This is a genomic window from Gluconobacter sp. ESL1110 (assembly GCF_058107395.1).
Genome location: NZ_JBYLUK010000008.1, coordinates 498,039 through 521,629, shown reverse-complemented (window position 1 = coordinate 521,629; position 23,591 = coordinate 498,039). Strand labels below are relative to the sequence as shown.

The 23,591-nt window shown below is 55.8% G+C and carries 17 protein-coding genes and 2 pseudogenes; 7 read left to right on the top strand and 12 right to left on the bottom strand.

Annotated features, from left to right (window positions below; all coding sequences use genetic code 11):
• Positions 1 to 14 precede the first annotated feature (14 nt).
• A complete protein-coding gene (locus tag AC3B6F_RS10910) occupies positions 15 to 1,046 on the bottom strand; it encodes a LacI family DNA-binding transcriptional regulator (protein WP_489824375.1) in 1,032 nt (343 codons plus the stop codon).
• Positions 1,047 to 1,273: 227 nt separating this feature from the next.
• On the opposite strand from AC3B6F_RS10910, the pseudogene AC3B6F_RS10905 reads away from it, so the two are divergent.
• The 4 genes and pseudogenes from AC3B6F_RS10905 to AC3B6F_RS10890 form a co-directional block, all read left to right on the top strand.
• Positions 1,274 to 1,459: pseudogene (locus tag AC3B6F_RS10905) on the top strand (IS5/IS1182 family transposase); the annotation flags it as partial.
• A 332-nt stretch (positions 1,460 to 1,791) separates the two neighbouring features.
• The gene (locus tag AC3B6F_RS10900) at positions 1,792 to 2,022 is read left to right on the top strand and encodes a hypothetical protein (protein WP_489824374.1); all 231 of its coding nucleotides are present in this window, start codon (positions 1,792 to 1,794) and stop codon (positions 2,020 to 2,022) included.
• Positions 2,023 to 2,071: 49 nt separating this feature from the next.
• Positions 2,072 to 3,031 (top strand): IS481 family transposase, encoded by a 960-nt coding sequence (locus tag AC3B6F_RS10895; protein ID WP_489824373.1) that lies wholly within the window; start codon positions 2,072 to 2,074, stop codon positions 3,029 to 3,031.
• A 561-nt stretch (positions 3,032 to 3,592) separates the two neighbouring features.
• A pseudogene (locus tag AC3B6F_RS10890) lies at positions 3,593 to 3,820 on the top strand (integrase core domain-containing protein); the annotation flags it as partial.
• A gap of 83 nt (positions 3,821 to 3,903) precedes the next feature.
• Here AC3B6F_RS10890 and AC3B6F_RS10885 read toward each other — a convergent pair.
• The 7 genes from AC3B6F_RS10885 to AC3B6F_RS10855 are packed head-to-tail and all read right to left on the bottom strand — an operon-like array spanning position 3,904 to position 11,050.
• The gene (locus tag AC3B6F_RS10885) at positions 3,904 to 5,127 is read right to left on the bottom strand and encodes an ROK family transcriptional regulator (RefSeq protein WP_489824372.1); all 1,224 of its coding nucleotides are present in this window, start codon (positions 5,125 to 5,127) and stop codon (positions 3,904 to 3,906) included.
• On the bottom strand, positions 5,124 to 5,951 hold the full coding sequence (locus AC3B6F_RS10880) for a carbohydrate ABC transporter permease (RefSeq protein ID WP_489824371.1): 828 nt from the start codon (positions 5,949 to 5,951) through the stop codon (positions 5,124 to 5,126). Before AC3B6F_RS10880 ends, AC3B6F_RS10885 begins: the two co-directional genes overlap by 4 nt.
• Positions 5,948 to 6,847, bottom strand: a complete 900-nt coding sequence (locus AC3B6F_RS10875; RefSeq protein ID WP_489824370.1) for a carbohydrate ABC transporter permease — start codon at positions 6,845 to 6,847, stop codon at positions 5,948 to 5,950. Before AC3B6F_RS10875 ends, AC3B6F_RS10880 begins: the two co-directional genes overlap by 4 nt.
• A 9-nt stretch (positions 6,848 to 6,856) precedes the next feature.
• Positions 6,857 to 7,798, bottom strand: coding sequence for an ROK family protein (locus tag AC3B6F_RS10870; RefSeq protein ID WP_489824369.1), 942 nt, complete (start codon positions 7,796 to 7,798; stop codon positions 6,857 to 6,859).
• The gene (locus tag AC3B6F_RS10865) at positions 7,795 to 8,667 is read right to left on the bottom strand and encodes a sugar phosphate isomerase/epimerase family protein (RefSeq protein WP_489824368.1); all 873 of its coding nucleotides are present in this window, start codon (positions 8,665 to 8,667) and stop codon (positions 7,795 to 7,797) included. The genes AC3B6F_RS10870 and AC3B6F_RS10865 overlap by 4 nt, the downstream gene beginning before the upstream one ends.
• Entirely contained in the window at positions 8,664 to 9,980 is a 1,317-nt protein-coding gene (locus tag AC3B6F_RS10860; protein ID WP_489824367.1) for an extracellular solute-binding protein, read from the bottom strand. Before AC3B6F_RS10860 ends, AC3B6F_RS10865 begins: the two co-directional genes overlap by 4 nt.
• Positions 9,977 to 11,050, bottom strand: coding sequence for a glycoside hydrolase family 76 protein (locus tag AC3B6F_RS10855; protein WP_489824366.1), 1,074 nt, complete (start codon positions 11,048 to 11,050; stop codon positions 9,977 to 9,979). Before AC3B6F_RS10855 ends, AC3B6F_RS10860 begins: the two co-directional genes overlap by 4 nt.
• 623 nt (positions 11,051 to 11,673) lie before the next feature.
• On the opposite strand from AC3B6F_RS10855, the gene AC3B6F_RS10850 reads away from it, so the two are divergent.
• From AC3B6F_RS10850 to AC3B6F_RS10840, 3 genes are all read left to right on the top strand, one after another.
• The gene (locus tag AC3B6F_RS10850) at positions 11,674 to 12,768 is read left to right on the top strand and encodes a Gfo/Idh/MocA family protein (protein WP_489824365.1); all 1,095 of its coding nucleotides are present in this window, start codon (positions 11,674 to 11,676) and stop codon (positions 12,766 to 12,768) included.
• 84 nt (positions 12,769 to 12,852) lie between these two features.
• Positions 12,853 to 15,753, top strand: a complete 2,901-nt coding sequence (locus AC3B6F_RS10845; protein ID WP_489824364.1) for a TonB-dependent receptor — start codon at positions 12,853 to 12,855, stop codon at positions 15,751 to 15,753.
• A 131-nt stretch (positions 15,754 to 15,884) separates the two neighbouring features.
• Positions 15,885 to 18,143 carry a Ca2+-dependent phosphoinositide-specific phospholipase C gene (locus AC3B6F_RS10840; protein WP_489824363.1) on the top strand — a complete coding sequence of 753 codons (2,259 nt, stop codon included), beginning with the start codon at positions 15,885 to 15,887 and terminating at the stop codon, positions 18,141 to 18,143.
• 412 nt (positions 18,144 to 18,555) lie between these two features.
• Here the strand turns inward: AC3B6F_RS10840 and AC3B6F_RS10835 are convergent, their stop codons facing one another.
• The 4 genes from AC3B6F_RS10835 to AC3B6F_RS10820 are packed head-to-tail and all read right to left on the bottom strand — an operon-like array spanning position 18,556 to position 23,365.
• Positions 18,556 to 20,187: a GMC family oxidoreductase gene (locus AC3B6F_RS10835; protein WP_489824362.1), complete on the bottom strand. Its 1,632-nt coding sequence runs from the start codon at positions 20,185 to 20,187 to the stop codon at positions 18,556 to 18,558.
• On the bottom strand, positions 20,177 to 20,722 hold the full coding sequence (locus tag AC3B6F_RS10830) for a sugar dehydrogenase complex small subunit (RefSeq protein ID WP_489824361.1): 546 nt from the start codon (positions 20,720 to 20,722) through the stop codon (positions 20,177 to 20,179). The genes AC3B6F_RS10835 and AC3B6F_RS10830 overlap by 11 nt, the downstream gene beginning before the upstream one ends.
• A gap of 34 nt (positions 20,723 to 20,756) precedes the next feature.
• Positions 20,757 to 22,064, bottom strand: a complete 1,308-nt coding sequence (locus AC3B6F_RS10825; protein WP_489824360.1) for a cytochrome c — start codon at positions 22,062 to 22,064, stop codon at positions 20,757 to 20,759.
• A complete protein-coding gene (locus tag AC3B6F_RS10820; protein WP_489824359.1) occupies positions 22,061 to 23,365 on the bottom strand; it encodes an MFS transporter in 1,305 nt (434 codons plus the stop codon). Before AC3B6F_RS10820 ends, AC3B6F_RS10825 begins: the two co-directional genes overlap by 4 nt.
• Between the last annotated feature and the right edge of the window lie 226 nt (positions 23,366 to 23,591).

The following is a 23,591-nucleotide window of genomic DNA, read 5'->3' as shown; positions in this document are numbered from 1 at the left end:
GGTGAGTAAAGACGTCAGCCGAGGTAAGCATTTTCGCCACAACTGGCACGGATGATTAGCTGAGGAGAGAGAATAATATGTTCCCTTGAACGCTCGGGGTTTTCAAGTCGAGCCTGAAGAAGATTCGCAGCGGCTCGACCGATATCGCGGGGACCGGTGCCGATGGTCGTTAAAGCGGGATAAGACGCCGATGCTTGGGGCAAATCATCCATCCCGATAACTGCAAATTCTTTACCCACGGCAATACCATGCGCCTGAAGACGATTCATGACATTTAAGGCCATGATGTCATTGTAACAGATAGCTGAATCAGGCGGATCGGAGGAATTTAGCAGCGTATCAAACACCGCCTCGTCATAGGTATTTTCTGCTCCACCCGAAACAATCAGTGTTTGGGGGAGGTGATGCATTGCCACCGCTCGCATGAATCCTTCACAACGAGCCTGTGCGGCAGAATGAACGTTCATATTGCCGACGAACATGATTCGTCTGCGACCAGTCCGAACGAGATGCGTTACGGCTTTTTCAATACCAGTAGCGTAATCAGCGGTCACATAATCACTCTCATCTGAAGAAACTTGCCGGAGAGCCTGCACGAAAGGCAGTTTTAAGCGCTTAAGATCATCAAGAAGCGTCTGGCAACTTCCCACAGCAGGACAGATGATGACCCCATCAACGTTGTGTTCTCGCAGCCGTTGTAGCTGGCGAGCCTGACGGTCGACCGATTCACTGCTATTGGCGATGAAACAGACAACGTCATTGGTATCATTGATCTCATCAACTCCCGCTGTCAGCTTACTGAAAAAGGGATTCGCAATATTGGGAAGGACAAGGCCAATGGTATGGGTCCGGTTCTGTCTGAGGTTTGCTGCACCCCGATTGTAAATATATCCAAGACGTTTCATGACCTCCTGAACACGCTCGCGCGTTTCGGTCGCAACCAGAGGACTTTCGCGCAGGACCAACGAGGCTGTCGCTCTGGACACGCCAGCTTCGCGAGCAACGGCAAGAAGGCTGACAGGGGCCAAAGAGAAAGACTTTTTCATGACAACGGCAGACCGTTTCGAGCAAAAGAAGCTTGAAGAGACAGAAGGCCCATAGATAAAAACTTTTAGCGCAAACTAAGATACCAGAAAAATCTCGACAAAGCGTCATTCATTCTCAATGAGGAGTTCTAACAAATTTCATGGTCTGATGGAAAAAGAGGTCATCCCCGATTTTTGAACAGGGGCGTAAGCTATAATCCGACCTGAGAGAGGGCAGGTTTGATGATCTGCTGGACAGTTTTCCCGCGGCAAAGTGGTTCGTGGCCGATCGCTGCTATGACGCCTATTGGTTCAGGGACGGACTGGTGGAGAAAGGGATCAGCCCCTGCATTCCAAGCAAAAAATCCTGCACGACGCCAGTCACTTACGACAAGCACCAATACCGGCGTCGTAATCGTATCGAAATCATGTTCTGGCTATGAGGCCTGAACCTAATCTATCTCGACTATTTCACGTGCCAGACCTACTCTGCCGTTACCGAACTATAAGGGGAATATCAGTGGGGGCTTGGGGCGCGCTCATCATGAGTTTCTGCGGGGCTGTCTTCGCCTCATTGACGTTGTATTGGCATCTGAATTTTTCCGGGATCGCGTTGGCCTTTCCTTTTCTGAGCTCCCTCTTGATCGGCCTCGCGGCGATGTACGTTATCCGTTTACCCGGGGATCAAACCTAATCCGAAAGAAGAACGTGCCATTATGTGGAGTAGCATCGGCGAAGGCATCGGCCAGGCCTTCTCCTGTCTTCGATGGCTCTGGTTGTCGGGTGTCACTTCTTTCCCATTGCTGTCGCTGCTGGCTTCCGTCCGTTCTATGTTCTGGGAGCGGCTTTGATTGTTGCCGCGACCGTCGGCTTCGTGATGGGAGCACCTATGGGCGGCGAGGTCTCTGGCCTTATGGCCGCAGGAGCGGTGTGGCTTGCGTCAGGCATAGCGATACGTCGCGATTGGCTGGCAAAGCGCAAGATACTAGATGTTTAGTCCCGGGATTTGATGGTGTGGTATTTTCACGCGAGTGGAAGGAAGCCTTATGGGACAGATACGTCATGGGAGCGCCACGACCACGCACGCCGTGCGAGCAGCACTACAGCGATCGCAGGCTTCGCTCGCGTTGCTGAGCGAGGAATTCGGGATCAACCCGAAAACAGTTGCGAAATGGCGCAAGCGTCAGACTGTCGAAGATCAGAAGCCAGGCCCTAAAGAGCCGCGCTCAACGGTCCTGTCCGAGACGGACGAAGCGATGATCGTGGCATTTCGCCGGCATACGTTGCTGCCGCTGGATGACTGCCTTTATGCCCTGCAGGCCAGCATTCCCCATCTGACACGCTCGGCCCTGCACCGCTGCCTTCAGCGTCACGGGATATCCCGGTTGCCGGACATCGAGGGAGACAAGCCCAAACGCCAGCGCTTCAAACGCTACCCGATTGGGTTCTTTCATCTCGATATCGCAGAGGTCCAGACCGCTGAAGGCAAGCTGTACCTCTTCGTGGCCATCGATCGGACAAGCAAATTCGCTGTCACACAACTCGTCGGGAAAGTCGATCGGAAGACAGCCTGGGAATTCCTCGAACATCTCCTGAGCATCATCCCTTATCGGGTTCATACCATTCTGACCGATAACGGCATCCAGTTCGCCGAGCAGCCTCGTAATCGCAATACGGCGTGGTCGCGTCCAATGCGTTTTGACATGATTTGCGAAGCCCACGGGATCGAACATCGTCTGACGAAACCCAATCATCCCTGGACGAACGGTCAGGTTGAGCGGATGAACCGGACAATCAAGGAAGCAACCGTCAAACGCTTCCATTACGACAGTCATGAGCAGTTGAGGACACACCTCAACGACTTCATGGCAGCCTATAATTTCGGGCGAAGGCTCAAGACCCTGAACGGCCTCACACCTTACGAATACGTCTGCAAAATCTGGACTTCAGAGCCAGAAAGATTCATCATCAATCCAACCCATCAAACCACGGGACTAAACAACTAGTCACAGCTTGAACTTTCTCCGAGCGCCGGTTTATCCGACAAGTGGGCAACGAAGGCCTGTTCGCTACTATTTATTAAGCCACAGGTCAGGGGGAAGCGGAATGTCGGTTACCGGGAAGAAATGATTGAATGCTGCCACTCACGGCTTTCACGCTCATGACAGCTATCGGCCCTTCTTTGCCGCTCACGGAATGTTTGGCCAGACCGGCTTGTCCTGTTTGCTGAGAGCTGACTGACGCAAACTGCTTTTTGCAGCCGCCATGGTCTCAGCGCCAAAGCTCTTCGGCTCTGGGCGCGGCTGCTCGATTTTGTCTGGCCGCCCCCGATCAAGGTGTTGACCCCGGACAGGACATCAGGAGAACGGGTTAAGGCATTCTCTGGTTCGTCGAAGATGGATCTTGCGATCCCCGTTGGGGAGTTGAATAATCTTCCGGCGTTTCGAGTGCGTAAGACATGGACATCTGAGGAGAGTTTGGCGCTTCTGGTCGATGCCCGGCAATCAGGCATGTCGTTGGATCGCTATGTCAAAATGAACGGTCTGACATCCAGTATGCTGTATCGTTGGCGGTCGTTGAAATACGAATGCGTCTCTCTGCACACGTTCGAGACCGGATTCGAGCTACGGGCCGGGCTTGCCGGATGGATCGCCCATTATAACGGGCAGCGTCCGCACTCGGCCCTGGCTGGACGCACGCCCGATGAGGCGTATCATGATGGGGCGACGCCATCTGGTCTGGGGTTAGCCCCGGACCAGATGGCCAACAGCAATTCCGTCAGAATGGCGGCATAACGACAATCGGGTATAGCTTATCAAGCACTCAAAACTGTCCGAACGGACGCGAACACTTCAACTCGAAACGCGGGACTAAATCCTTATCGATGGTCGAATGGGCGTTCGTCGCTGCCGACCTGGCGGATGTAGAGATGGCGGAAATCCGGTTTCGTGTTGACGAAGACCGGCAATGTCATCCCGCCGATTACGGGACCGTCCGTGAGGAGGGTCGCTGTGATGAGACGCGGTAATTCGCGATCTCTGGTTGCACTCAGCGATGGCAGAAGGGGGTAGGCCCGTTCAACCAGGGCCGAAAGAACCGATTCAGGAAATCCGCCACTCAAAAAGATCGTTTCGGGATCGAACGCGGTTTCTATGATTGCCACGAGGAAACGAAGGGTCTGTGTTGCTGTTTCCATCCAGTGCATAAGGATGCTGTCACGGCTGGCATGCATGTTGCCGATCGTCTCACGGGTCAGTTCCGCCACCGGACAGTGCAGCATGCGGGCAATGGCATGGAGCGAAAGCTGGTCATCGATCACGCCGCCGGCACTGTCGGGGAGGCAGAGAGGCAGAGGGAGAAGGCCGAGTTCGCCTGCGTTCCCGCGGGCGCCTTTCATGGGCATTCCGTCCACGACGATGCCTGCTCCGGTGCCATATCCGATATAAACCAGAACGGCATTGCGGGGCGGGGTTCCGGAATGGGAGAACAGTTCGGCCATGGCGGCTGCGGTGGCGTCGTTTTCCATTAGGACGGGCAGGTCCAGAAGGGCTCCGAGCTTTCCGGCCACGTCAAAACCGCGCCACAGATCCCATCCGGGCATGGTCATCTCGGCTTCGTAGGTATCCGCGTTGAGTGTTGGGAGGACGAGGCCGATCCCCCAGATCTTCTGTTTTTCGATCCTGCTTTCGAGAATCATGGCTTCTGCAAGCTGCGCCATGACGTTCGTTGTGGTTGCGGGATCGGTCGTCTCTCCTACCCATTCGATCCGTTGCCGGATGTTTAGCAGAAGATCGCCGAGGACAATCGAGATCCGTCCCTGATCGACATGCATGCCCAGCGAATATCCGGCGTCGGGATTGGGGGCGAGATAGGTCTGGGGCTGTCCGCGTTGGCCAACGGATTTGCCGACTTCATGAATAAGGCCCTGTGTCAGGAGCTCGCGGGTGATGCCGGAAATTGTCTGCGGCTTGAGGCCGATACGGTCCGCGATATCCACCCGGCTTAGCGGTCCGGCCTGATGGAGGAGTTCGAAGATCAGGCGACGGTTGTAGATCCGGGAATAGGCCTGTCCGGCGCCGTCGGATCGGGTGTTTTCGTTCATTTGACAGCCCCTGCAGTCAGGCCGGAGGCAATACGGTTCTGAAAGAACAGGACGAGCAGGATCGGGAGAAGGGTTGCGAGAAGGGATGCGGTCATGATGGTCCCGAAAGGAAGTTCAAACCGGCCTGGAGCGGAAATCAGTCCGATACCGACCGGAAGGGTACGGGCTGAGTCGTTGAGTGTGAAGGTCAGGGCAAAAAGAAACTCGTTCCAGCACGTCATGATATTCAGCAGCCCTGTGGCGGCAATTCCAGGCCAGACCAGGGGTAGGTGAATGCTGAAGATCCGGCGCATCAGGCTGCAGCCGTCCAGTTTTGCTGCGTCGTCCAGTTCGGGGGGGAGGTCTCGGAAAAACCCCGTCAATAACCAGATCGTGAAGGGAAGGGTAAAGAACAGGTCGGCGAAAATGATGCTTTCGACATGATTATACAGCCCCAGCGCCGATATCAGTTCGAACAGGCCGGACAGGATGGCGATCTGAGGCAGCATCGAGCAGAGCAGCAGGAGACCAAGCACCAGGCGGCCCCCGGGAAAACTCATCTGGCCGAGGGCATAGGCTGCCGGAATGCCGAGGATGAGCGAGATGAGCGTAACGGAACCCGCGCACAGGAGCGAGTTGAGCGTCTCCCGCCACAGTTCGGGGCCGCCGAGGACTTTCCTGTAGTTTTCAAGGTCAGGCAACGTGAAGAGGGCTGTGGAAAACAGTGTGGTTCCGTGGCGGAATGACGTAACCAGCGCCCAGTAGAGTGGAAACAGCGTGTGCAGGATGATGAAGGCCATCGCGACCAGACGTCCTGTGACCAGCATCTCTGTTGTGAGTCTCACGATGAACGTATCCATCCCATGGTCTTCAGGCACACACCATAGAGCACCGTCGCAAGAGCGATGATGCCCAGGGTTCCAAGCGCCGACGCTGCGCCGTAGCCCGGTGCTCCGAACTGGACGACCTGGCTCTGCACGAATGCAGAGAGGGTCATGCCGCTCATATCCGTTCCGTACAGCACACTGGCCAGATCGAACATCCGCAGGGCATCCAGCAGACGGAACAGCACGGCCACGGACAGGACGGGCGCAATGAGCGGCAGGGTGATGGAGATGAAGCGCTGCCAGGGTGAGGCGCCATCAAGTTCTGCAGCTTCGAAAACATCCGTGGGGATGGACTGTAAACCGGCAAGTGAAAGCAACGCCATGAAAGGGGTCGCCTGCCAGAAATCTATGGCGATCATGACGGCGACCATGCTGTGCGGATGGGTGGTCCATGCGACACCCTGATGCAGCAGGCCTAGCCGGACGAGCAATGCGTTAATGATGCCGTACTGGTCGTTGAGCATCCAGTTCCACAAACGGGCGGCCACGACAGAGGGAACGGCCCAGGGTAGAAGAATAATGGCCAGCAGGATCCCCCGGAGCTTCAGACTGTAGCCCTGAAGAAGCATGGCAATCGCCAGACCGGCGCAGGTTTCGCTGATGACCGCTCCGGCTGCGAAAAGCAGCGTCGTGCTGACGGCGGTCCACCAGGCCCTGTCCTGAAGCAGAACCCGGAAATTGGTCAGGCTCCATCCCTGCTGTGCCGGCATGAAACCGTGTGGGTCATCATGGAAGGCAAGCCAGATCGTTCGTGCGAAGGGAATTGCGGTGACCGCCATCAGCACGAGCATTGCCGGCGCGACAAGAACCCAGGGCCGCCAGTTAAACCGTTTTGGAACCGGGACAGTCAGCATGGGAGATTGTCAGTCCGCCGCCAGCGCGCTCAATGCCGCACCGATGATGCCGGACTGTTCTCCTAATCCGGCGATAAGGATGGGAATATCTGCACAGGATCGTTCCCAGATATTGGCGCGGACATGCTCCTCCAGCTTTTGGCGGTAAAATCCTTCGGAGCATCCAAGACCCCCGCCCAGCACGATCTTCTCAGGGTCAAGCATATTGACGGCCTGTGCGATGAGGCGGCCGGTAATGCCGGCGGCGTCCTCGATGACGCCTTTTGCCCGGCTGTCTCCGGCGGCGGCAAGGATTTCGAGCGTGTGGACTCCCTCTTTCAGTTTTCCGCCGCCCCGCGCGGCCCACAGACGCTCCATCCCCAGCCCGGATGCAAAATCCTCGGGGATGGCGATGCTGAGACGGGAGCGGTCTTCCGTGGGGACCGCAAGGCTGGAACTGGCGAAATGAATGGCGAAACCATGTGTGCCCCTGTAGGGGCGCCCGTTCAGGCATAGCGTATAGCTGATCCCGGAGCCGAGGGAGAAATAGGCGAAGCTGTCGCAGGACTGGCCAGACCCGAAACGTGCTTCCGCAAAAGCCCCCGCACGGACATCGCTTTCCAGCCGGACGGAGAGGCCGGTCTGTTCGTGGATGGTGCGGGTGAGATCGGGGAGCGGGAAGTTCCAGGCGCTCCGGATTTGTCCTGTGATGTCCACCAGTTCCGGAACGGCAATGCCCGCGACCTGGGGCATGGCATCGGGGCGGTGGGCATCCCGCCGGGCCGCGTTCATGACCTGTGCCACGATAGCGGTGATGTCCGAGACGATTTCTTCGGGTGCGACGTGACGTCGTGTGGGAATGCGGGTGAGGAAACATATTTCTCCCGTACACGGATTGACCATGCCCGCAGCGATTTTGGTGGCGCCAACGTCAATTCCGAGAATGGGAGATCGGGACAGGGAAGGGGTCACAGGCCGAGCCGTTTCAGTACGTTTCTGTTGTGGCGTGCGATGGGAAGGGGTTTGTCAGGGGGGCAGGGATACATATCCTGCTCGACGACAACGAAGCCATCGAAGTCCTGTTTTTTCAGGAAATCCACGACCTTGGTAAAGTCCAGAATCCCTTTGTCCAGTTCACACATCACACCATTCTGGAAGACGTCCATGAAAGGTGTTCCGGCAGCCATGGCCCGAGCATGGATGGCTCCATCCAGATTCTTGAAATGATAATACGGGATGCGTGATGCCTGCTGGCGCATGAAAGCGAGTGCGTCCCCTCCGGTATAAGCGTGGTGGCCAAAGTCGAAGCAGAGCTCGACCTGATCGGCAGGGGTGTCGTTCAGCAGCCGCAGGATTTCCGTTTCGGTTTCGACAGCGGTGCCGACATGAGGATGGAACAGGAGGTGCAGACCATGCTCATGTCGAATTTCCCGGGCAATCGTCGTAATGACATGAATCATGCGCCTCCAAACCTCCGGAGTGGCGATCCGGGCTTCAGGGGTGAGATAGGCGTCTGAATCATCCATCAGCAGAAGCCAGGGCGTGTTGGTGGCGACCAGGGTCCGGCACAGGGGGTGCAGTCTGTCCCGCAGGGTTTCCAGGGCATCCGGTGCGGTCAGGGGATGAACGACCGCTGAGCCGCAGAGGCCGAGGCCACGGCTGGAAAGCGCGTCCTGAAGCTGTGCGGGATCAGTCGGGAGGTAGCCCCACGGACCAAGTTCGGTCCAGCTGTAATCGGAGGCTGCGACCTCATCGAGGTAACGCTCCCACGGGGTCTGTTTCGGGTCACTGGCGTACCAGACACCCCACGCATCAGGGGCCGTGGCGGTTCGGATGGTCATGGTGCGTGTCTCTCGATCGTTGAGTTGGAAAGCGTCCACTGACCAAGCATTGCAAGCTGCTTCAGTGAGGAGACGAGAGAAGTGAGCGTCTGCCACGCCGGGTGTGTGCTGCGCAGGGCGTCCTTGAATTGGTTCGCCATGATCCACGAGACGCGGGGGTAGTCGATTCCCGTCTGTGCGACCGGCCGGAGTCCGAGGGATGCGAGGGCCGGGCGAATGGTGTTCAGGATGGGAATAGCGCTGCGGATTTCAGGATCATCAAGAAGGGATGTCCGGGCAGGGATATAGCCTCCTGCAAGGGCCTGATTGCGTTCAGCGGTCTCGCTGGTCAGATAATGCAGCAAGGAGAGGGCTTCGGCAGGGTGTGCCGTATTGCGGGGGATCCCCAGATAGACTGTGCCGTCTATGCCGCTCGGAGCATTCTGCGCGTCGTGGGGCAGGAGGGCGACGCCGATCTTTCCGGAAACGGGGCTGTCGGGGCTGTTGGCCAGTGTCCAGGCATAAACCCAGTTGCGCATGAACACTGCATGACCGGACTGGAAAATGCCTCGGGCATTTTCCTCGTCGTAGTTGAGAACTCCGGGGGGCGAGACTGTGCCGATCCAGTGGGCGGCACGCTCCAGGGCGCGCTGTAGGCCGGGCAGGCTGGTTCGGACCGTACCGTCGGTTCCGACGGGATTTTCCGCACCGTCCCATTCCAGGGCGTTGCAGACGAGACTTTCCGAGGTCCGGCCCTGCCAGACATAGCCCCAGACCGGATGCCCTCTCTGATATTCGGCATTCTGGATCAGTGTGGCGGTTCGTTCGAGATCGTTCCAGTGTGTGGGGACGGGCAAATGGTATCGCTCAAGCAGATCGCGACGGTAGAACAGCAGTCCGATGTCACGGTACCACGGCAATGCGACGTGTCGACCCTCAACCTGAAACGGGGGTGGCAGGGTGGCTGCGTCATCGTCGGTCGGAGGAATGTCCATAAGGAGCGGGGCCAGAGTTCCAACCCAGGTGCTGTCAAGGATCAGGACATCGGCGACAGGATGATGTGCTGAGAGCAGTTGACGGTAGAGTGGGAGGACTGTTCCCCAGTCAGAGGGGAGGGCTATGACCCGGACTTCATGGCCCGTTTTTTCCATCCAGCTTTGGACAGCGTGATGGCACAGGGACAGTTCGGTTCCGCTGGATGAGCAGAAAACGGTCAGCGTGGCGGCCGTGGCAGGGCATGCAGCGGCTGTTCCGGCAAGAAGGAGCCCGCAGAGAGCCCATGCATGTGTACTTTTCCGACGTACGCGGTGTCCAACATGTCCTCTCCTGCTCATGGCGTTTCTGTTCCCCGGGAAAGGGCGGCGGCCATGAAGAGAGCCGCTGCGGTGATCTGTCCCTGCGCTGAGGCGTGAAAGGGATGGTTGTTCCAGGTGTCGCTTATGAGGGCGTCAGGTTTTCTGGTGTTCCACGCGGACCGGGCCTGCTGTGACAGCCAGTCCGCAATTACGATACGCGTCGTATTGTCGATTTCTGAAACTGCAACGTGGCCGAGTGCCCGGACAAAAAGGCCGCGGAAAATTCTTGCATCCGTGTTCATGAGGCCGCCGAGCTCTTGGAATGTTCCGGTAGAAGACGTGAAGGTTCTGATGGCGGCCAATGCAATTCGCGATGCCGTCTGTTGTGGTGCGCCGGCCTCTGTCAGGGTCGATATTTCCAGCAATCCGTCAAGGATTACGCCCTGATTGTAGCTGTATGCCGGGCCACCATTATTGCGGCACTGGTTGTCCAGTCCGTCATTGATCAGGTTGTCGGGGGTAATCATTCCACTGCTGCGGAACCATGCCCAGCTTTTCAGGGCCCAGTTTCTGTAGACTGCCTCATGCGTGAAGCGATAAAGTCGGGCTGCCGTGCTCAGGAATAGTTCGTTTGTAATGGCATTCTTGTAGGTTCGTGCATGGTCCCACCATACGCCGCCACCGCAATGCCCATCCCAGTATTTTGAGGCGATGGTATCGAAAATATTGCGTGCATCCTGGATTTGGGTCGGACTGTGTGTAAAGCGTGCCATATCGAGATCCGCCTGCGCTACCCACAAGTCATCGTCGTTTCCGTCCAGACCCTGGCGGTTCTGGAGCGCATGGAGGGCGCTGTCGTGAAAGCGGGTATTCCCCGACATGATTTCGTAATCCGACAGCGTACTGACCGTCACGAAACGCTGCCATGCGTGCAGATCCCGCCAGTCTGAACGGCTGGGAGCTTCATAGCGGTCCATGAGGGTCTGGAGTGTCAGGGCAGCCTGGCCTTGCAGAGACACAATGGCGGTGTGCTGTTTTTCCAGATTTTGCGCGTAGGCCCTGGAGGCAGGAAGAAATGAGCCCAAGACAAAGACTGTGAGGGCAGTCATGGTCCTGATGGCCTGTTTATAGGAACGCATTACAGACCATGGGCGTGCCATCGGGGGGGCAGGCCTTGAGCTTATGGGAGCAGAGCGTGGTGAGGAACGGGCTGACATGACGCATCCGTAGTTTCATCGTGAAAACTGACATTCAGAGTGGAATAAATCCGGGAAAAGTTTTTTACGATACAAGAAGGCTGAAACTGTCTCCGAAATGGTGAGGATGTGTGGATAAAAACAGTATTATTCTTGAAAAATATTTAATCATACAAAGAGATTTAATCGTTAAAATTGAAGGTTATTCCCGAAATTTGACACCTTTTATGTGTTTTCTGGTGCGGTTTTCGTTTTTGGAGCGGACGTACCGTTCGCAATCAGGCTTTGATGTTGTCTGGACAAAAGTAAAGTGAAACTTTCGCGAAAAAGCTGCCATTTTATATGGTATTCTATGGTAATCTATTGAAGATAAACGGTTTTCTACTTCTTTGCATTCTAAGGGAAGATATTTTCCCAGCATGCCCGAATAGGGGTTTGGGGTGTCATGATAGTTTCATCAAGTTACCATTGCTAAACGAGTGCCCTCTCAAATAAATCAATTTCACGAAATTAATTAGCGGCAAGGATCATTCATCATGGTGAGACGGCTTACCCTCGGGCTGATTGGTGCTGGCGAAGTGGCTCAACTCATTCACCTCCCGATTCTTCGTCAGCTGTCAGATCGGTTTGATGTCGTTTCGATTTATGATCCATCCCCTTCAGTGGCGCAGGCTGTGGGGCGCCACTGGGGGGTGCCGCATATCCATACGGATATTGAGAATTTTTTTGCGGACCGGGTGTTCGATGCCGTCATGATCCTCAGTCCGGACCAGTATCATGCGGAACATGCACGAACGGCCTTTGCTGCAGGGCTGCATGTTTTTCTCGAAAAGCCGGCATGTCTGACAGAAGCAGAATTCAGGCCTCTGAACGAGGATTTCGAACGCACGGATCGCGTAGGGATGGTGGGTTACATGCGCTGTTACGCTCCGGCGTTCCAGAAGGCGCGTGCGATTCTGCCTGAACTCGGACCAGTCCGTCATGTCCGTATCCGGGATGTCATCTGTGAGGGACCGTGGTTTTTCGGGCAGGTGACGCCGGTTGTCGTGCCGGATGGTGACATTCGGGACGATCTGCTGACCGCTGGGCGGCAGGCGCGAAGAGAGGCAATTCTTTCTATCTGTGGGGCCGATGCTCCTCCCTCGCTTCTGCGGGGGTACGAGGTCCTGACCGGGCTGGGAATTCATGCGTTTTCGGCCATGCGTGTCCTGCTGGGCAGCCCGGAACGTGTTCTCGCGGCGCATTTTGGCGCTACGGGAACGGAAATTAGTATCTGGTTTGATTATGGAAGCTTCATTGCCTCCTATGAATGCCTGATCGACGATGTTGCGCGGTTTGAATCATCCATCGAGGTGCTTTCGAATACGCAGCGCCTTAAGGTCCGTTACGACACCCCTTACATCCGTAATCTTCCGGCGTGTGTCATCTTTCAGGAAACCGTCGGTTTCGAGAACCGCGTTACGGAATATGGTCCTTATTATCAGGATCCGTTCAATGCAGAGCTGGTCGCTTTTCACGACGCGGTCGTGACGGGGGCGCCGCTTGCAGATCCCTTTTCCAATGCCCTCGCTGATCTGAGCCTGTGCCGGCAGATCATCGAAGTCGCAAAAGCCAGCATGTCGCCCGTCTGAGGGCGCTTAACCCTAGCAGAAATCAATGTGTGAACAGGATCTCCGGATGGGGAAGCTGTTCGCGCGCTCCATGGAGAAGTCCTGATGTTCAAATCATACCGGCAGCAGTCGCCTTGGAAGGCGTTCGGTTGTCTTATTCCTGTGGTGATCGTGGGAGCCCAGCTTGGGCAGCCGGCCGGCGCCGAAACGAAGTCGCTCAAGAAAATCCATACCCGCAAGGCAGTGAAAACGCATCAGGCGCCTGTCGCTGCGCAGGCAAAACCTGCTGTCGTTCCTCCTCCTGCCACGGCTGCTCATGTTCCGCCCAGAGATCTGGTGAGCCGTGATCAGGAACAGGTGCATGTCACGGGGTTCGGGACGTCTTCGGGGAGGCAGCTCAAGGCGCAGAATGAAATGATGAGCCTGAGTGCGAAAGATCTTGCACGACTACCAGCCCAAAATGTGACGGAGGCGCTGGCCAGATTGCCGGGTGTGACCGTCATGCCGACCAGTATGCAGGGTAATTTCGGCGGTATTGACACGGCAGCCCGTGGAACGGGGGCCACTGTATCTTTGCGCGGCATGAACGGACAGTACAATATCAACCAGATCAACGGGATCGATGTTGCGGAAGCGGCTCCTTTCAGCCGTACGGTCTCGCTGGATCTGCTTCCGCCGACCGGGTTTTTCCGGATTGATGCCAACAAGACGCTGACGTCCGGCATGGATGGAGACGCCATTGGCGGTATCGTCAATTTCGAGATGCCGAATGCGTTCGATTACGGTCATGGAACGCACGGTTCTCTTCAACTTGGTGGACAGTATAACGAAAAAGCCGCCGATTATGGTGCGAACGCCATTGGCGGGAACGGTGCGGCGGAGATTTCGTCCGTTTTCGGGAAGTCGGATGAATTCGGCTTTTACATGAGTGGATACTACAATCAGCGTTATTTTGCCGCTGGGGAGCAGACCTATTCCGGGGGTGAATGGGGTGTGTCGCGTGCGATGAACGCCCAGGGCGAACTTTATCCGGGGCAGGATCCGGTCAAAAGCCTTCAGCTTTTCGGTGTCGATCCTCAGGCCAGTATTGGTGTAAGTAAACGTTATGGTGGCACGGCGGGTTTCGAATGGCGTCCGGACAGTACGACGCGCGTTTATATCCAGGGTACGGAATCGTATTCGGACACGCAGCAGGACATTTATCAGGTCGCGGTTCATGGCAATGACGGAGGGGCCGCCGGTAAAGGCATGATTTCCTATGTGGAACAGGCGGACGGCTCCTATGCGCCATCCATTACCAGAACGAATGTTCATTATTGGTACGAAACAAACCCGACACTGGAACAGCTTGGGACGATGAAGCTCGGAATGGACAAGAAGCTCGGACGCTTTTCCATTTCGCCGTCCGCTTTTCTGAGCTGGGGTACAATCAGCCGTGACCATATCGAGACGTCCGCGTGGAATTCGGGCGAAACCACGTTCGAAGGCGCTCCTAATTTCGTTTACCGGGACGGTATGCCCACGCTCGGGTTGTCGGCGGCGCAGGCGGCCGTTGCGAATAACACGCTGAATTTCCCGTCGCATAATCGCGGCGAATATGTCCAGTCGGATGCTTGGCAGGTGCGGACGGGCGCGTCCCTCGACATGAGCTACCGTCTTGAGAAATTCCATATCGACACGATTTCCGCGGGCTTCAAATATCAGACAAGCTGGCGCAATTACGTCAATCGTGACACCGAAGGTCAGGATAACGGGGGTTCTGGTGCCTATCCCGCCGGGGGAACGCTCGCGCAGAGCGGTGTTGTGGATGGAGGACTATCCTCGCTCATTCCGGGCGCCTATAATTTCTACACGCCGACCATCAGCCGTTCTGTCCTTCTCGGTAAATATCTGGCCGATCCGTATAACTGGAAGTACATGGACAGGGATTCCTGGAACGGGAATACGATCGGCGGGACAGAAAGCGTCTATGCCGGATATGTTTCCGCGCAGATGCATTTCGGAAAATTTCAGGTCGTTCCCGGCATCCGGTTCGAGCAGTCCGACCTTCACAATACGTACTGGGCCAGTGGCAATGAAGGCGTATCGACCGCCGATGCCCATTACGGTTGGTCGGCCAGCAACAGCCACTACTTCAAGGCACTGCCGAGCATTCACCTGACCTATCGTCCTTGGCAGGACACTGTTTATCGTGCGTCCGTCTGGACCAGCTATACGCGCCCGTCTTTCTTCCAGCTCAGTGGTGGTTCACAGACCACACGTAATGATGACGGCACGCTGAACATCACGACGGGCAATCCGAACCTCAAGGCCACTACCGCCGTCAACTACGATCTCTCATGGCAGTGGATGCCGAGTTCGACCACGAGCGTTTCATTGGCCGGGTTCTACAAGCAGCTTTCCAACTACATCTATGACAATGGCGGGTCGTACAATAACCAGACCACGACGGCCGGGATCGCCAATAGCGTGTCCCATCCTGAAAACGGTGGAAGCGCCACGCTCTTTGGTGTGGAATTTGCGTTCGAACATCAGTTCAAGGGATTGCCTGCTCCTTTTGACGGTCTGGGTGTTCGCGGTACGGCGACATGGGAAATGTCCCGTGCGCATCTAAACAACGCGTATCTCAGCCCGACGGAAAACATGCAGGATGCGCCGCGCTGGATGACCAATGCGGGAGCTTTCTACAACAAGGGACCGTTCCAGTTTGATGTGAACTGGCGCTTTGTGGATGCATATCTGTACCAGTATGGCCTGTGGGGGACGCCCAACAACTTCAAGACGAACCTGAACAGCAGTTCGCTGAATGCGTGGGTGCAGCCGAGCCTGAATCTGGATGCGCATCTGGGATATGCGGTGACCAAGCGGTTGCACGTGGATTTCTCGGCCCAGAACCTGGGTGTGAACCGTTTCTATCGTCTGACGATCGGGCGGCACAGCAATGCGGTTCCGCAGAATATCCTGACATCGCGGACCTTCTTTCTGAACGCCGGTTATCGCTTCTGATTTCCGGGATATGATATGCGCCGTCCGGATATCTAGATCTGGACGGTTGTCCTTGTTCTGTCACGGCGGATGCCGTGACGTTCATTTGTCCGGATGGCGTCATCGTCCGGTTTTTATTGCGGAACAGAGCTATGATTTCTCTCCCCGTTACTTCGCGTCTGGCCATTGCTCTTATGGCCGCGGGGGGTGTTTCGATAGCGGCGGGGGCCATGGCGGAAACGCCGCAGGACAGGCTGCGTCTGGATCAGATACAGGTCATCGGATCCCATAACAGCTATCATGCCGGTCTTGATCCTGCGATCCGGTCCTGGCTTCTGGCATCCGAGCCGAACCTCGTTCGGGAGCTTGACTATCAGCATCGGCCCTTGGTCGCCCAGCTTGATGGGGGTGTCCGGCAGCTTGAACTGGATATTTACGCGGACACAGCGGGGGGGCGATTTGCTCATCCGCATCGCCCCGGTGTTCCGGAAGATGTGTGGTCACTTTCGCCTTCCGATCAGGCGATCATGCGTCAGCCCGGTTTCAAGGTCATGCACATTCCGGACATTGATCAGCATGCGACGTGCCAGCCGTTGCGGCAGTGCCTGAGTCAGATCCGCGACTGGTCTGTCGCGCATCCGGGGCATGTGCCGGTTTTCGTTATTCTCGAAGTTGAGCAGCACAACGATATTCCCGGAGGGACAGAAGCCGAGCCTTTCAGGGCGGTGACATTCGATGCGCTTGACGCGGTTATTCGCAGCGTATTTTTGCCGCCTCAGATTCTGACGCCGGATGATGTGCGGAGAGACTTCTCCGATCTGCGCAGCGCGATCGTCACGAGGGGCTGGTCTACGATGAGGCAGGCTCGGGGGAAGGTCGTGTTTCTGCTAGATCAGCGCAGTGACCGGCCCCTGTATCTGAGAGGACATCCCTCGCTGCGCGGTCGTGTGGCCTTTACGAATGCTGATCCAAGTGCGCCTGATGCGGCGTTCACCGAGATGAATGACGGGCCGGCGCGCGATATCGCAACGCTGGTACGTAGTCATTTTCTGGTGCGGACACGTTCTGATGCCGACACCGTTGAGGGGCGTTCGGGAGATGCGGGCCGTCGGGACGCGATGCTGGCCAGTGGCGCGCAGATTGTCAGTACGGATTATCCCGATTCCGAACCTGCGCACTGGAGCGGCTATCATGTTGGGTTTCTCGATAACGCCGCTGTTCGCTGCAATCCGGTTTCTGGTTCCGCTGATTGCCAGTCCCGCCTGATCGAACAGCCCGCAAAAGGCGATTTTCACCTTGAACGGATGATCATGGTGATGCGACATGGGATCCGTTCTCCTCTTGCCGGGCAGGTCCCTGCCGGGGTTGGGATTCCGGGTGGATGGCCTAAATGGAGTGGTACTCCGGGGGATCTGACGCCTCATGGCGCGCTGGGTATGATGGCCTTCGGGGCATTTGACCGGATGTGGTTGACGGAAGCGGGACTGATGCCTGCGAATGCCTGCCCCGCTACAGATTCTGTTTCTGTACGTGCCAACTCTTCCTCGCGCACCATTGCAAGCGCTGATGCGTTTACGCGGGGTTTTCTCCCGGGATGCGTAATAACTGTCGTGCATAAGCCTCTTGGCCAGCCAGACGTTCTTTTTTCTCCTCTCGATGCTGATCCGGCGCGATTCAATATGGCTACAATCATTCGGGAACTGCCGGATGCGGATCATATTTTCCGTGCGAGAGAAGATGCCCTCAAACTGCTGGGGACTGTGCTGGACTGTGATTCGGCTTCCTGTGGGTTTCTGGGCGCGCCTGCCCATGTCGGTCCTGATTTAACGGGGCATCAGCTTGTTCTCTCGGGTCCTGTTGCGCAGGCGTCCTCCCTGGCAGAAGCGCTCATGTTGGCCTATCTGGACGGCAAGCCCCTAGTTCAGGCATCTTTCGGAGATCTGGATGCAGGCAAGCTCGGGAAATTGAGTGCATTGCATGCCGGAATGCTGGAAGCAGTGGTGCGTCCCCGTGCCATGGCCGAACCACTCTCGCGGGAAATGAGAACCCGGCTGCTTGGGGATCTTAGGGATAAACGTGGTCCTGTCTTCAGGCTTTACATGGGGCATGACGATACGATTGGGCCATTACTGACCATGCTGGGCGTCCATATCCGCGTTCCGGGTTATGCTGATGATGAGATTCCCATCGGTTCGGCTCTGGGCTTCGCGATATATGAAAATGGCGCCGAAGAACATCGTGTTCGTGTCTTTCTTCAGTCCCAGACCCCGCAGGCACTTCGCACCCTTGATAGTTCTGTAATGCCTGTCGTGCTGTACCCACAGATTCCACAGTGCACTCTCGCTGGCGGCATGTGTACTTTGGACAGTCTTACAGAGAAGCTTTCCGGTTCGATGGGGGCTGCACGCTAGAGTTCGAGCACGTCATTCATCTCCGCTACTTCGCCAGTTAATCCCGAACTCTTCGTTCAACGCCGAGAGCGAAGGCTGTGATCGCTGCAGACCTGCTTGCAAGACGTGCATGGTCGTGATGCTTCTATCCCAGAATGCTTATTTTCTTTCACATGAAAATGATTTACTATCGAAATGTTCGAATAAAGATCTCGTCTATTCTGTCAGCCGTTCTGCGAACCCGTAGGTAATCAGCAGTCTTCTTTGGTTGCAGGCCCCCGCAACCATCTGAAATTGCGATGCCAACGCATCACGAACCCCAGCCCGTAAACGACCAAGGGTTTTCCTTGGTCCGCCCGACGCGACCGTCTGGAAAGGATTAACGCCGCAGTGCATCAATCAACAGTTCTTCGATTTTCCAACCTTCAAATGTTCAAACTTCTTTCTGTATTCTTTCCGCTATTCGCATAGATAAAGCTGCAGCTGTGAGGGTAGGATTCATACATGTACTAGCGGACATTACGCTCGTTCCTGCAATGTATAGGTTGGGATGATCGTGAGCGCGACAGTCGCGATTCACCACAGAATCATTGGGATTATCTCCCATAATTGTCGTCCCGGATGGGTGCTGACGATTTTCGAATTTCATATTCTTCTTGATGATTTCCGCATCGAGAAGCTGCGTGAACCTGTTGAGGTCCTGCATGGCGAGTTCAGTGCCTGCATGCCAATAATCGTCGAGATTGTAGTAGAGTGAAGGGACGGGCAGTCCCAAAACATCGAATTTCTTTGTGCTCAGTGTCACACGATTAGCGGGATCAGGCAGAACTTCAAAGTCTACGGCCCAAGCGAGGGTATGAGCGGAAAGCTCCTGAATTTTTCGATCGAGTGTTGTGCCCAGAACACCCTGTTCCAGCAGGGTAGCCGCGTATTGGGATACCGGGGTCGTATTGCGGACCTTGATCTTGTACTGGGCAGCATTCCGGCGGAAATCGCCTTCGCGTCTATTAAAGACCAGCAGTTCTGTCGGCCCCTGTCCGGGCCACAGCGGCTCACGGGTTTTCATGGTGACGCTGATGCCGGTGGTATCCATGAGGTTGCGACCGACCATGTCCGAATTGTTTGCAATTCCGTTCGGAGAATGTCGTGTTTTGGACATCAGCAGGAGCTTGGGTGTTTCAATCGTATGTGCAGCAACGACGAAAACCTTGGCAGTGACCTTGTGTTCTGAACCGTCAGGACGTTTGAACCACAATGCCTGAATCCGTCCTGTATCATCGTCTTCAAGTCTGTAGACGACAGCGTTGGGCATGATGGTCGCCCCCCGGCTTTCTGCGATGTCGCAATGCATTGAACCGTCATATTTGGCGCCGATGGGACAGACCGGGTTGCAGTTGTTGTTTCCTGCGCAGACAGGTCTCTGATTATAGGGACGCGTCGCCCGACCATGAGGCTCCCAGACAGGATTATATCCTCCGGCTGACAGTTTTTTGGCCAGGGTTTTGAACATGTAAGTCAGAGGGAGCTGCTTCATGGGATAGGGCGATGCGCGTGTAGGCGAAGGATTTCCGCCAGCCCCGCTTTCGTCCTGATCATCCGTTCCGCTAACGCCGAGTTCCACTTCAGCTAGGCCATAATATTTTTCGAGGTCGTCATAGCCGATCGGCCAGTCCCGACCGCGGCCATATAGCGAATTGAGTTTGAATTCGCTGGGCAGCAATCTCCAGAGTGCAGAGCCAAAATGCCATGTCGTGCCACCGACGACCCGGAGGTAACTTGTATTGTATTTGACCGGCCCGTTCTGTTCCAGATAGTCGCCATAAGTGGATGGCGCGTGAGGAAGGCTTGGAAACGGCGATCCTGCTCCCTGAAGCTTCATATTTGCCAAAGACAGCTTGACCGGAGCATCGCGGTAGGTTTCGACGATGTCACGACGCTTGACCCGCGGTCCGGCCTCAAGAATGAGAACGGATTTTCCAGCTTTTGCCAGTTGAGCGCCGATCAGGGCGCCACAGACGCCGGAACCGACAATGACAACGTCCGCATGCAGGTTTTCACTGCTCATCTGACTCTTCCTTGAACGTCATGTAAGGTTTGGGGCGGTTGCCCCATGCGAGGGGACCGGCACCGTAAGAGGGAACGACAAGGGCTCCTGCGACAGCCTGAAACATCAGGGCGTCGGAATAGGCGATCATTTTCTTTTTCGGATCCTGACCGATCACGCCGAGATACCATGCGGAGACGATGGTTGTTGCGGTGCTTCGAGCTTCGGGGGTAGGGCCATGAGCCAGGTAATCGTCCATGGTCCGGACCCCCGAGGCATGAATGTCTCGGGACAGGTTTGCGATTCTGGCTGGCAGGTCTGGGAACTGTTCCTGCAAGCCAATATAATACCGCCGTGCCAGGGTGACGCTCAGGTTCTTCCTGCCCGTTAGAAACTCGGAAAGTATGAGAAAATCCGTGACATCAGAGCCTTTGGGCGTGTTGGTCAGCCCGTGGGATGCAATAAAGCCCATACTTCCGAGCGCCAAACTGCCAAGCAGAAGTTTGCGTCGGGAGACCTGACATATAGCCGTTGCGACGAGAGACTGTGGTTTCATGGTTTAGCGCTCCACAAACGGACAAAAGATCTGATCATGGCATCAGCTCGGCACGGCGTTTCGCGACATAGCGTGCGTCGATCTGTACCGATGGGTTACCAAACGTCTTCAGAATGAAATTGCTGACATCCGCGATGTCCTGGTCCGAGAGACGGTTGACCCAGAGCGCCCCGGAGCCGAACGTCGGCATGAAGACCGCATTCTCACCGGTTTGCCTCTCGACGCCGATCAGGATGGTCGCCACAAGGTTACGGGCGTTGGAGCTGCCGGTGGCAGAGTTGTGCGTCAGGGAGGGGTAGGCGTTGACGCCCTGTCCCTGCGCCTGATGGCATGAGGCGCAGGAACCACTGAAAATTTTCCAACCCCTATCTTCAGGGTTTATCTGTCCCCGGGCCACTTCTTCGGGGCGACCGGCACCTTCATAAGACGTCCGGGACCGTTTTTCGGAGCTTGCAATCGCGGGAACGTCTCGTAGATATGCGATTATGGCACCAATGTCGTCTGAGGTGAGGAGCCGGGTGCTGTTCGTGACGACTTCCGCCATTGGACCTGCCGCTTGGCCTTTATTCAGAGCGTGGCCGGATTTCAGGTAATTCCTGAGATCGCTGTCTGTCCACTCGGCGATGCCGGCGATCTTGTCGGTCGTGATATTGGGAGCATACCACGCACCTACGACGGAGCCCGATAGAGAGCGTCCACTCGCTGGGCCCATGAAGAGAGTGCGCGGTGTGTGGCACGTGCCGCAATGTTCAAGATGATCGACTAGATAGCGGCCACGCGCGATTTGTGGTGTTTCTCCGGGCCGTGGCTGGAAGGTGCGTGTATCAAGATAAAGCCAGTTCCACAGCATCATGCCCGAGCGGATGTTGAATGGAAAACGGACATTATCGGGCCTGTTTTCCTGTTCGACAGGTACAACCCCCGATCTGAAGAAGGCGTAGAGCGCCTCCATATCGTCATCCGTGACGGCAGCGTATGACGTATATGGCATGGCCGGGTAGAGCCGTTTGCCGTTGTGTCCGATCCCGAGGCGAACAGCATTAGAGAACTCTGTCTTTGTGTAGTCGCCTATGCCGGTCTTCGGGGAAGGTGTGATATTGGTCGAATAGATTGTTCCGACACGCGTTATGATCGGGTAGCCACCCGCAAAGGGTTTGCCACCAGGTGCGGTATGGCAGGCCAGACAATCGGCGGCTGTCGCAACGTATCGGCCTTTTTCGACGAGTGTTCCGTCTGCAGCCTGTGCCTTGGGCAGCAGGGACGCCAGTGCGGTGAAAGCTGAACACGCCATAAGGCATACAGCCATTGTGGTGGTGCAGGAATTTGAGATCTTGCGCATCATGAACGCTCTGTTGTCAGAGGTGTCACCGACGAACTGTGGGCGTGCGAAGGAATTCGCCTGTTATGCACCAGCAAGAAGATGCTCAGGACCCCCAAAAGGCCTACAGCTGCTGCGATCCAGAAGGCGGACGCATATCCGCTGGCGGCGTGTTCGATAACGTAGCCTGTCAGGGCAGGGGCAATGACGCCTGACATGTTGGCAAGGAAATGGATGAAACCGCCGACGGTACCCATATAGATGACAGGTGTGACTTCATGGATCATGGCCCAGAGCGACTGGGTCGCCATCGATAGGGCGAAGAGCGATAACGTGAAAAGTGCTACAGCTGCGGTTACGGATTGAACGCTGGGGATGACGGAAAGGGTGATCGTGGCCAGAAGAAGGGGCACGATAGTGGTTGTTTTGCGGGCCTTCAGTCCGTTTTCGCTCTGCTTGAAAAACAGGTCTGAAATAAACCCGCCGAGGAAATATCCAAGAAATCCGCCAATCCACGGAACGCCTGCCGCAACGGAAAGCCCTGCTGGCGTGACATGCATGACATTCGTGAAGTAGCTGGGCATCCAGGAAACAAAAATATAGAGGGGGTAAAGAAGGGCAAACAGCCCGAGAGCCAGGCCCCAGGTGGATTTCCGAAGAATGTAATGCCTCAGAGGCGCGCTTCCTTTTGGCAGGATGGCTTCCGAGCGGTCAGACGTGATATGCGCCAGTTCTTCGGGGGTGACGTGGGGGCTTTCCGCGGGGCGATCGGATGCAAAGGTGAGCCACAGGACGCACCAGAGAATACCGATTGCGCCAAGCACAACGAATGCCAGCCGCCACCCAAAGAAATAACCCAGAGAAATCACCAGTGGCGCCGCGACCGCACTTCCGAGGTTCTGTCCCGAAAGCGTGAAGCCCAGAGCGCGGGCCGTTTCTTTTCTGGGAAACCAGTTTGTGACCATTCGGTTGGTGGTGGAGTTCATCGGCCCTTCAGAAGCACCAAAGAACAGACGCACGATAATAAGCGGGAATAGCGTTGCGACCGCTCCTGTCAGCGAGCAGAAAACCGACCAGCTTACGACTGCAACGCCAAAGGTGCGCTTTGGCCCGAATTTGTCAGACAGGTAACCGCCCAGAAAGGCGAATATTGCGTAGCTAAAAAAGAAGGCGCTGAACACCCAGCCTAGCTGTGAAGGTGTGATGTGAAGATCATGCTGTATTTGAGGTGCCAGAATGCCGACAGCGGCACGATCAGTATAATTGATCATTCCAAGCGCAAACAGCAGCACGGCGATTACAAGTCTGTAGCGGCCTTTTGTCACTATACACCTCAATGGCTGGCATTGATCTGCGCAGCTGGTTTCGTGTGGAAAATCAAAACGTATAACGCTCTAATGAAAGGCGCTTACATCACATGAATGCTGCCCAAACAATCTAAAAAGCGTGATTTTAGATGAGATATGCAGATTGAAGCTAATTTCAGTAGCGATAAAAAATAAAAATATCACACAAACTCAGATATATAGAGATATTTTCTATATTCTTATG

Coding starts and splice junctions, on each gene's coding strand:
- AC3B6F_RS10855 (WP_489824366.1), bottom strand. CDS start 11,050: ATGACTGCCCTCACAGTCTTTGTCTTGGGCTCATTTCTTCCTGCCTCC.
- AC3B6F_RS10860 (WP_489824367.1), bottom strand. CDS start 9,980: ATGAGCAGGAGAGGACATGTTGGACACCGCGTACGTCGGAAAAGTACA.
- AC3B6F_RS10825 (WP_489824360.1), bottom strand. CDS start 22,064: ATGATGCGCAAGATCTCAAATTCCTGCACCACCACAATGGCTGTATGC.
- AC3B6F_RS10885 (WP_489824372.1), bottom strand. CDS start 5,127: ATGAACGAAAACACCCGATCCGACGGCGCCGGACAGGCCTATTCCCGG.
- AC3B6F_RS10840 (WP_489824363.1), top strand. CDS start 15,885: ATGATTTCTCTCCCCGTTACTTCGCGTCTGGCCATTGCTCTTATGGCC.
- AC3B6F_RS10845 (WP_489824364.1), top strand. CDS start 12,853: ATGTTCAAATCATACCGGCAGCAGTCGCCTTGGAAGGCGTTCGGTTGT.
- AC3B6F_RS10895 (WP_489824373.1), top strand. CDS start 2,072: ATGGGACAGATACGTCATGGGAGCGCCACGACCACGCACGCCGTGCGA.
- AC3B6F_RS10850 (WP_489824365.1), top strand. CDS start 11,674: ATGGTGAGACGGCTTACCCTCGGGCTGATTGGTGCTGGCGAAGTGGCT.
- AC3B6F_RS10835 (WP_489824362.1), bottom strand. CDS start 20,187: ATGAGCAGTGAAAACCTGCATGCGGACGTTGTCATTGTCGGTTCCGGC.
- AC3B6F_RS10910 (WP_489824375.1), bottom strand. CDS start 1,046: ATGAAAAAGTCTTTCTCTTTGGCCCCTGTCAGCCTTCTTGCCGTTGCT.
- AC3B6F_RS10900 (WP_489824374.1), top strand. CDS start 1,792: ATGGCTCTGGTTGTCGGGTGTCACTTCTTTCCCATTGCTGTCGCTGCT.
- AC3B6F_RS10865 (WP_489824368.1), bottom strand. CDS start 8,667: ATGACCATCCGAACCGCCACGGCCCCTGATGCGTGGGGTGTCTGGTAC.
- AC3B6F_RS10875 (WP_489824370.1), bottom strand. CDS start 6,847: ATGCTGACTGTCCCGGTTCCAAAACGGTTTAACTGGCGGCCCTGGGTT.
- AC3B6F_RS10830 (WP_489824361.1), bottom strand. CDS start 20,722: ATGAAACCACAGTCTCTCGTCGCAACGGCTATATGTCAGGTCTCCCGA.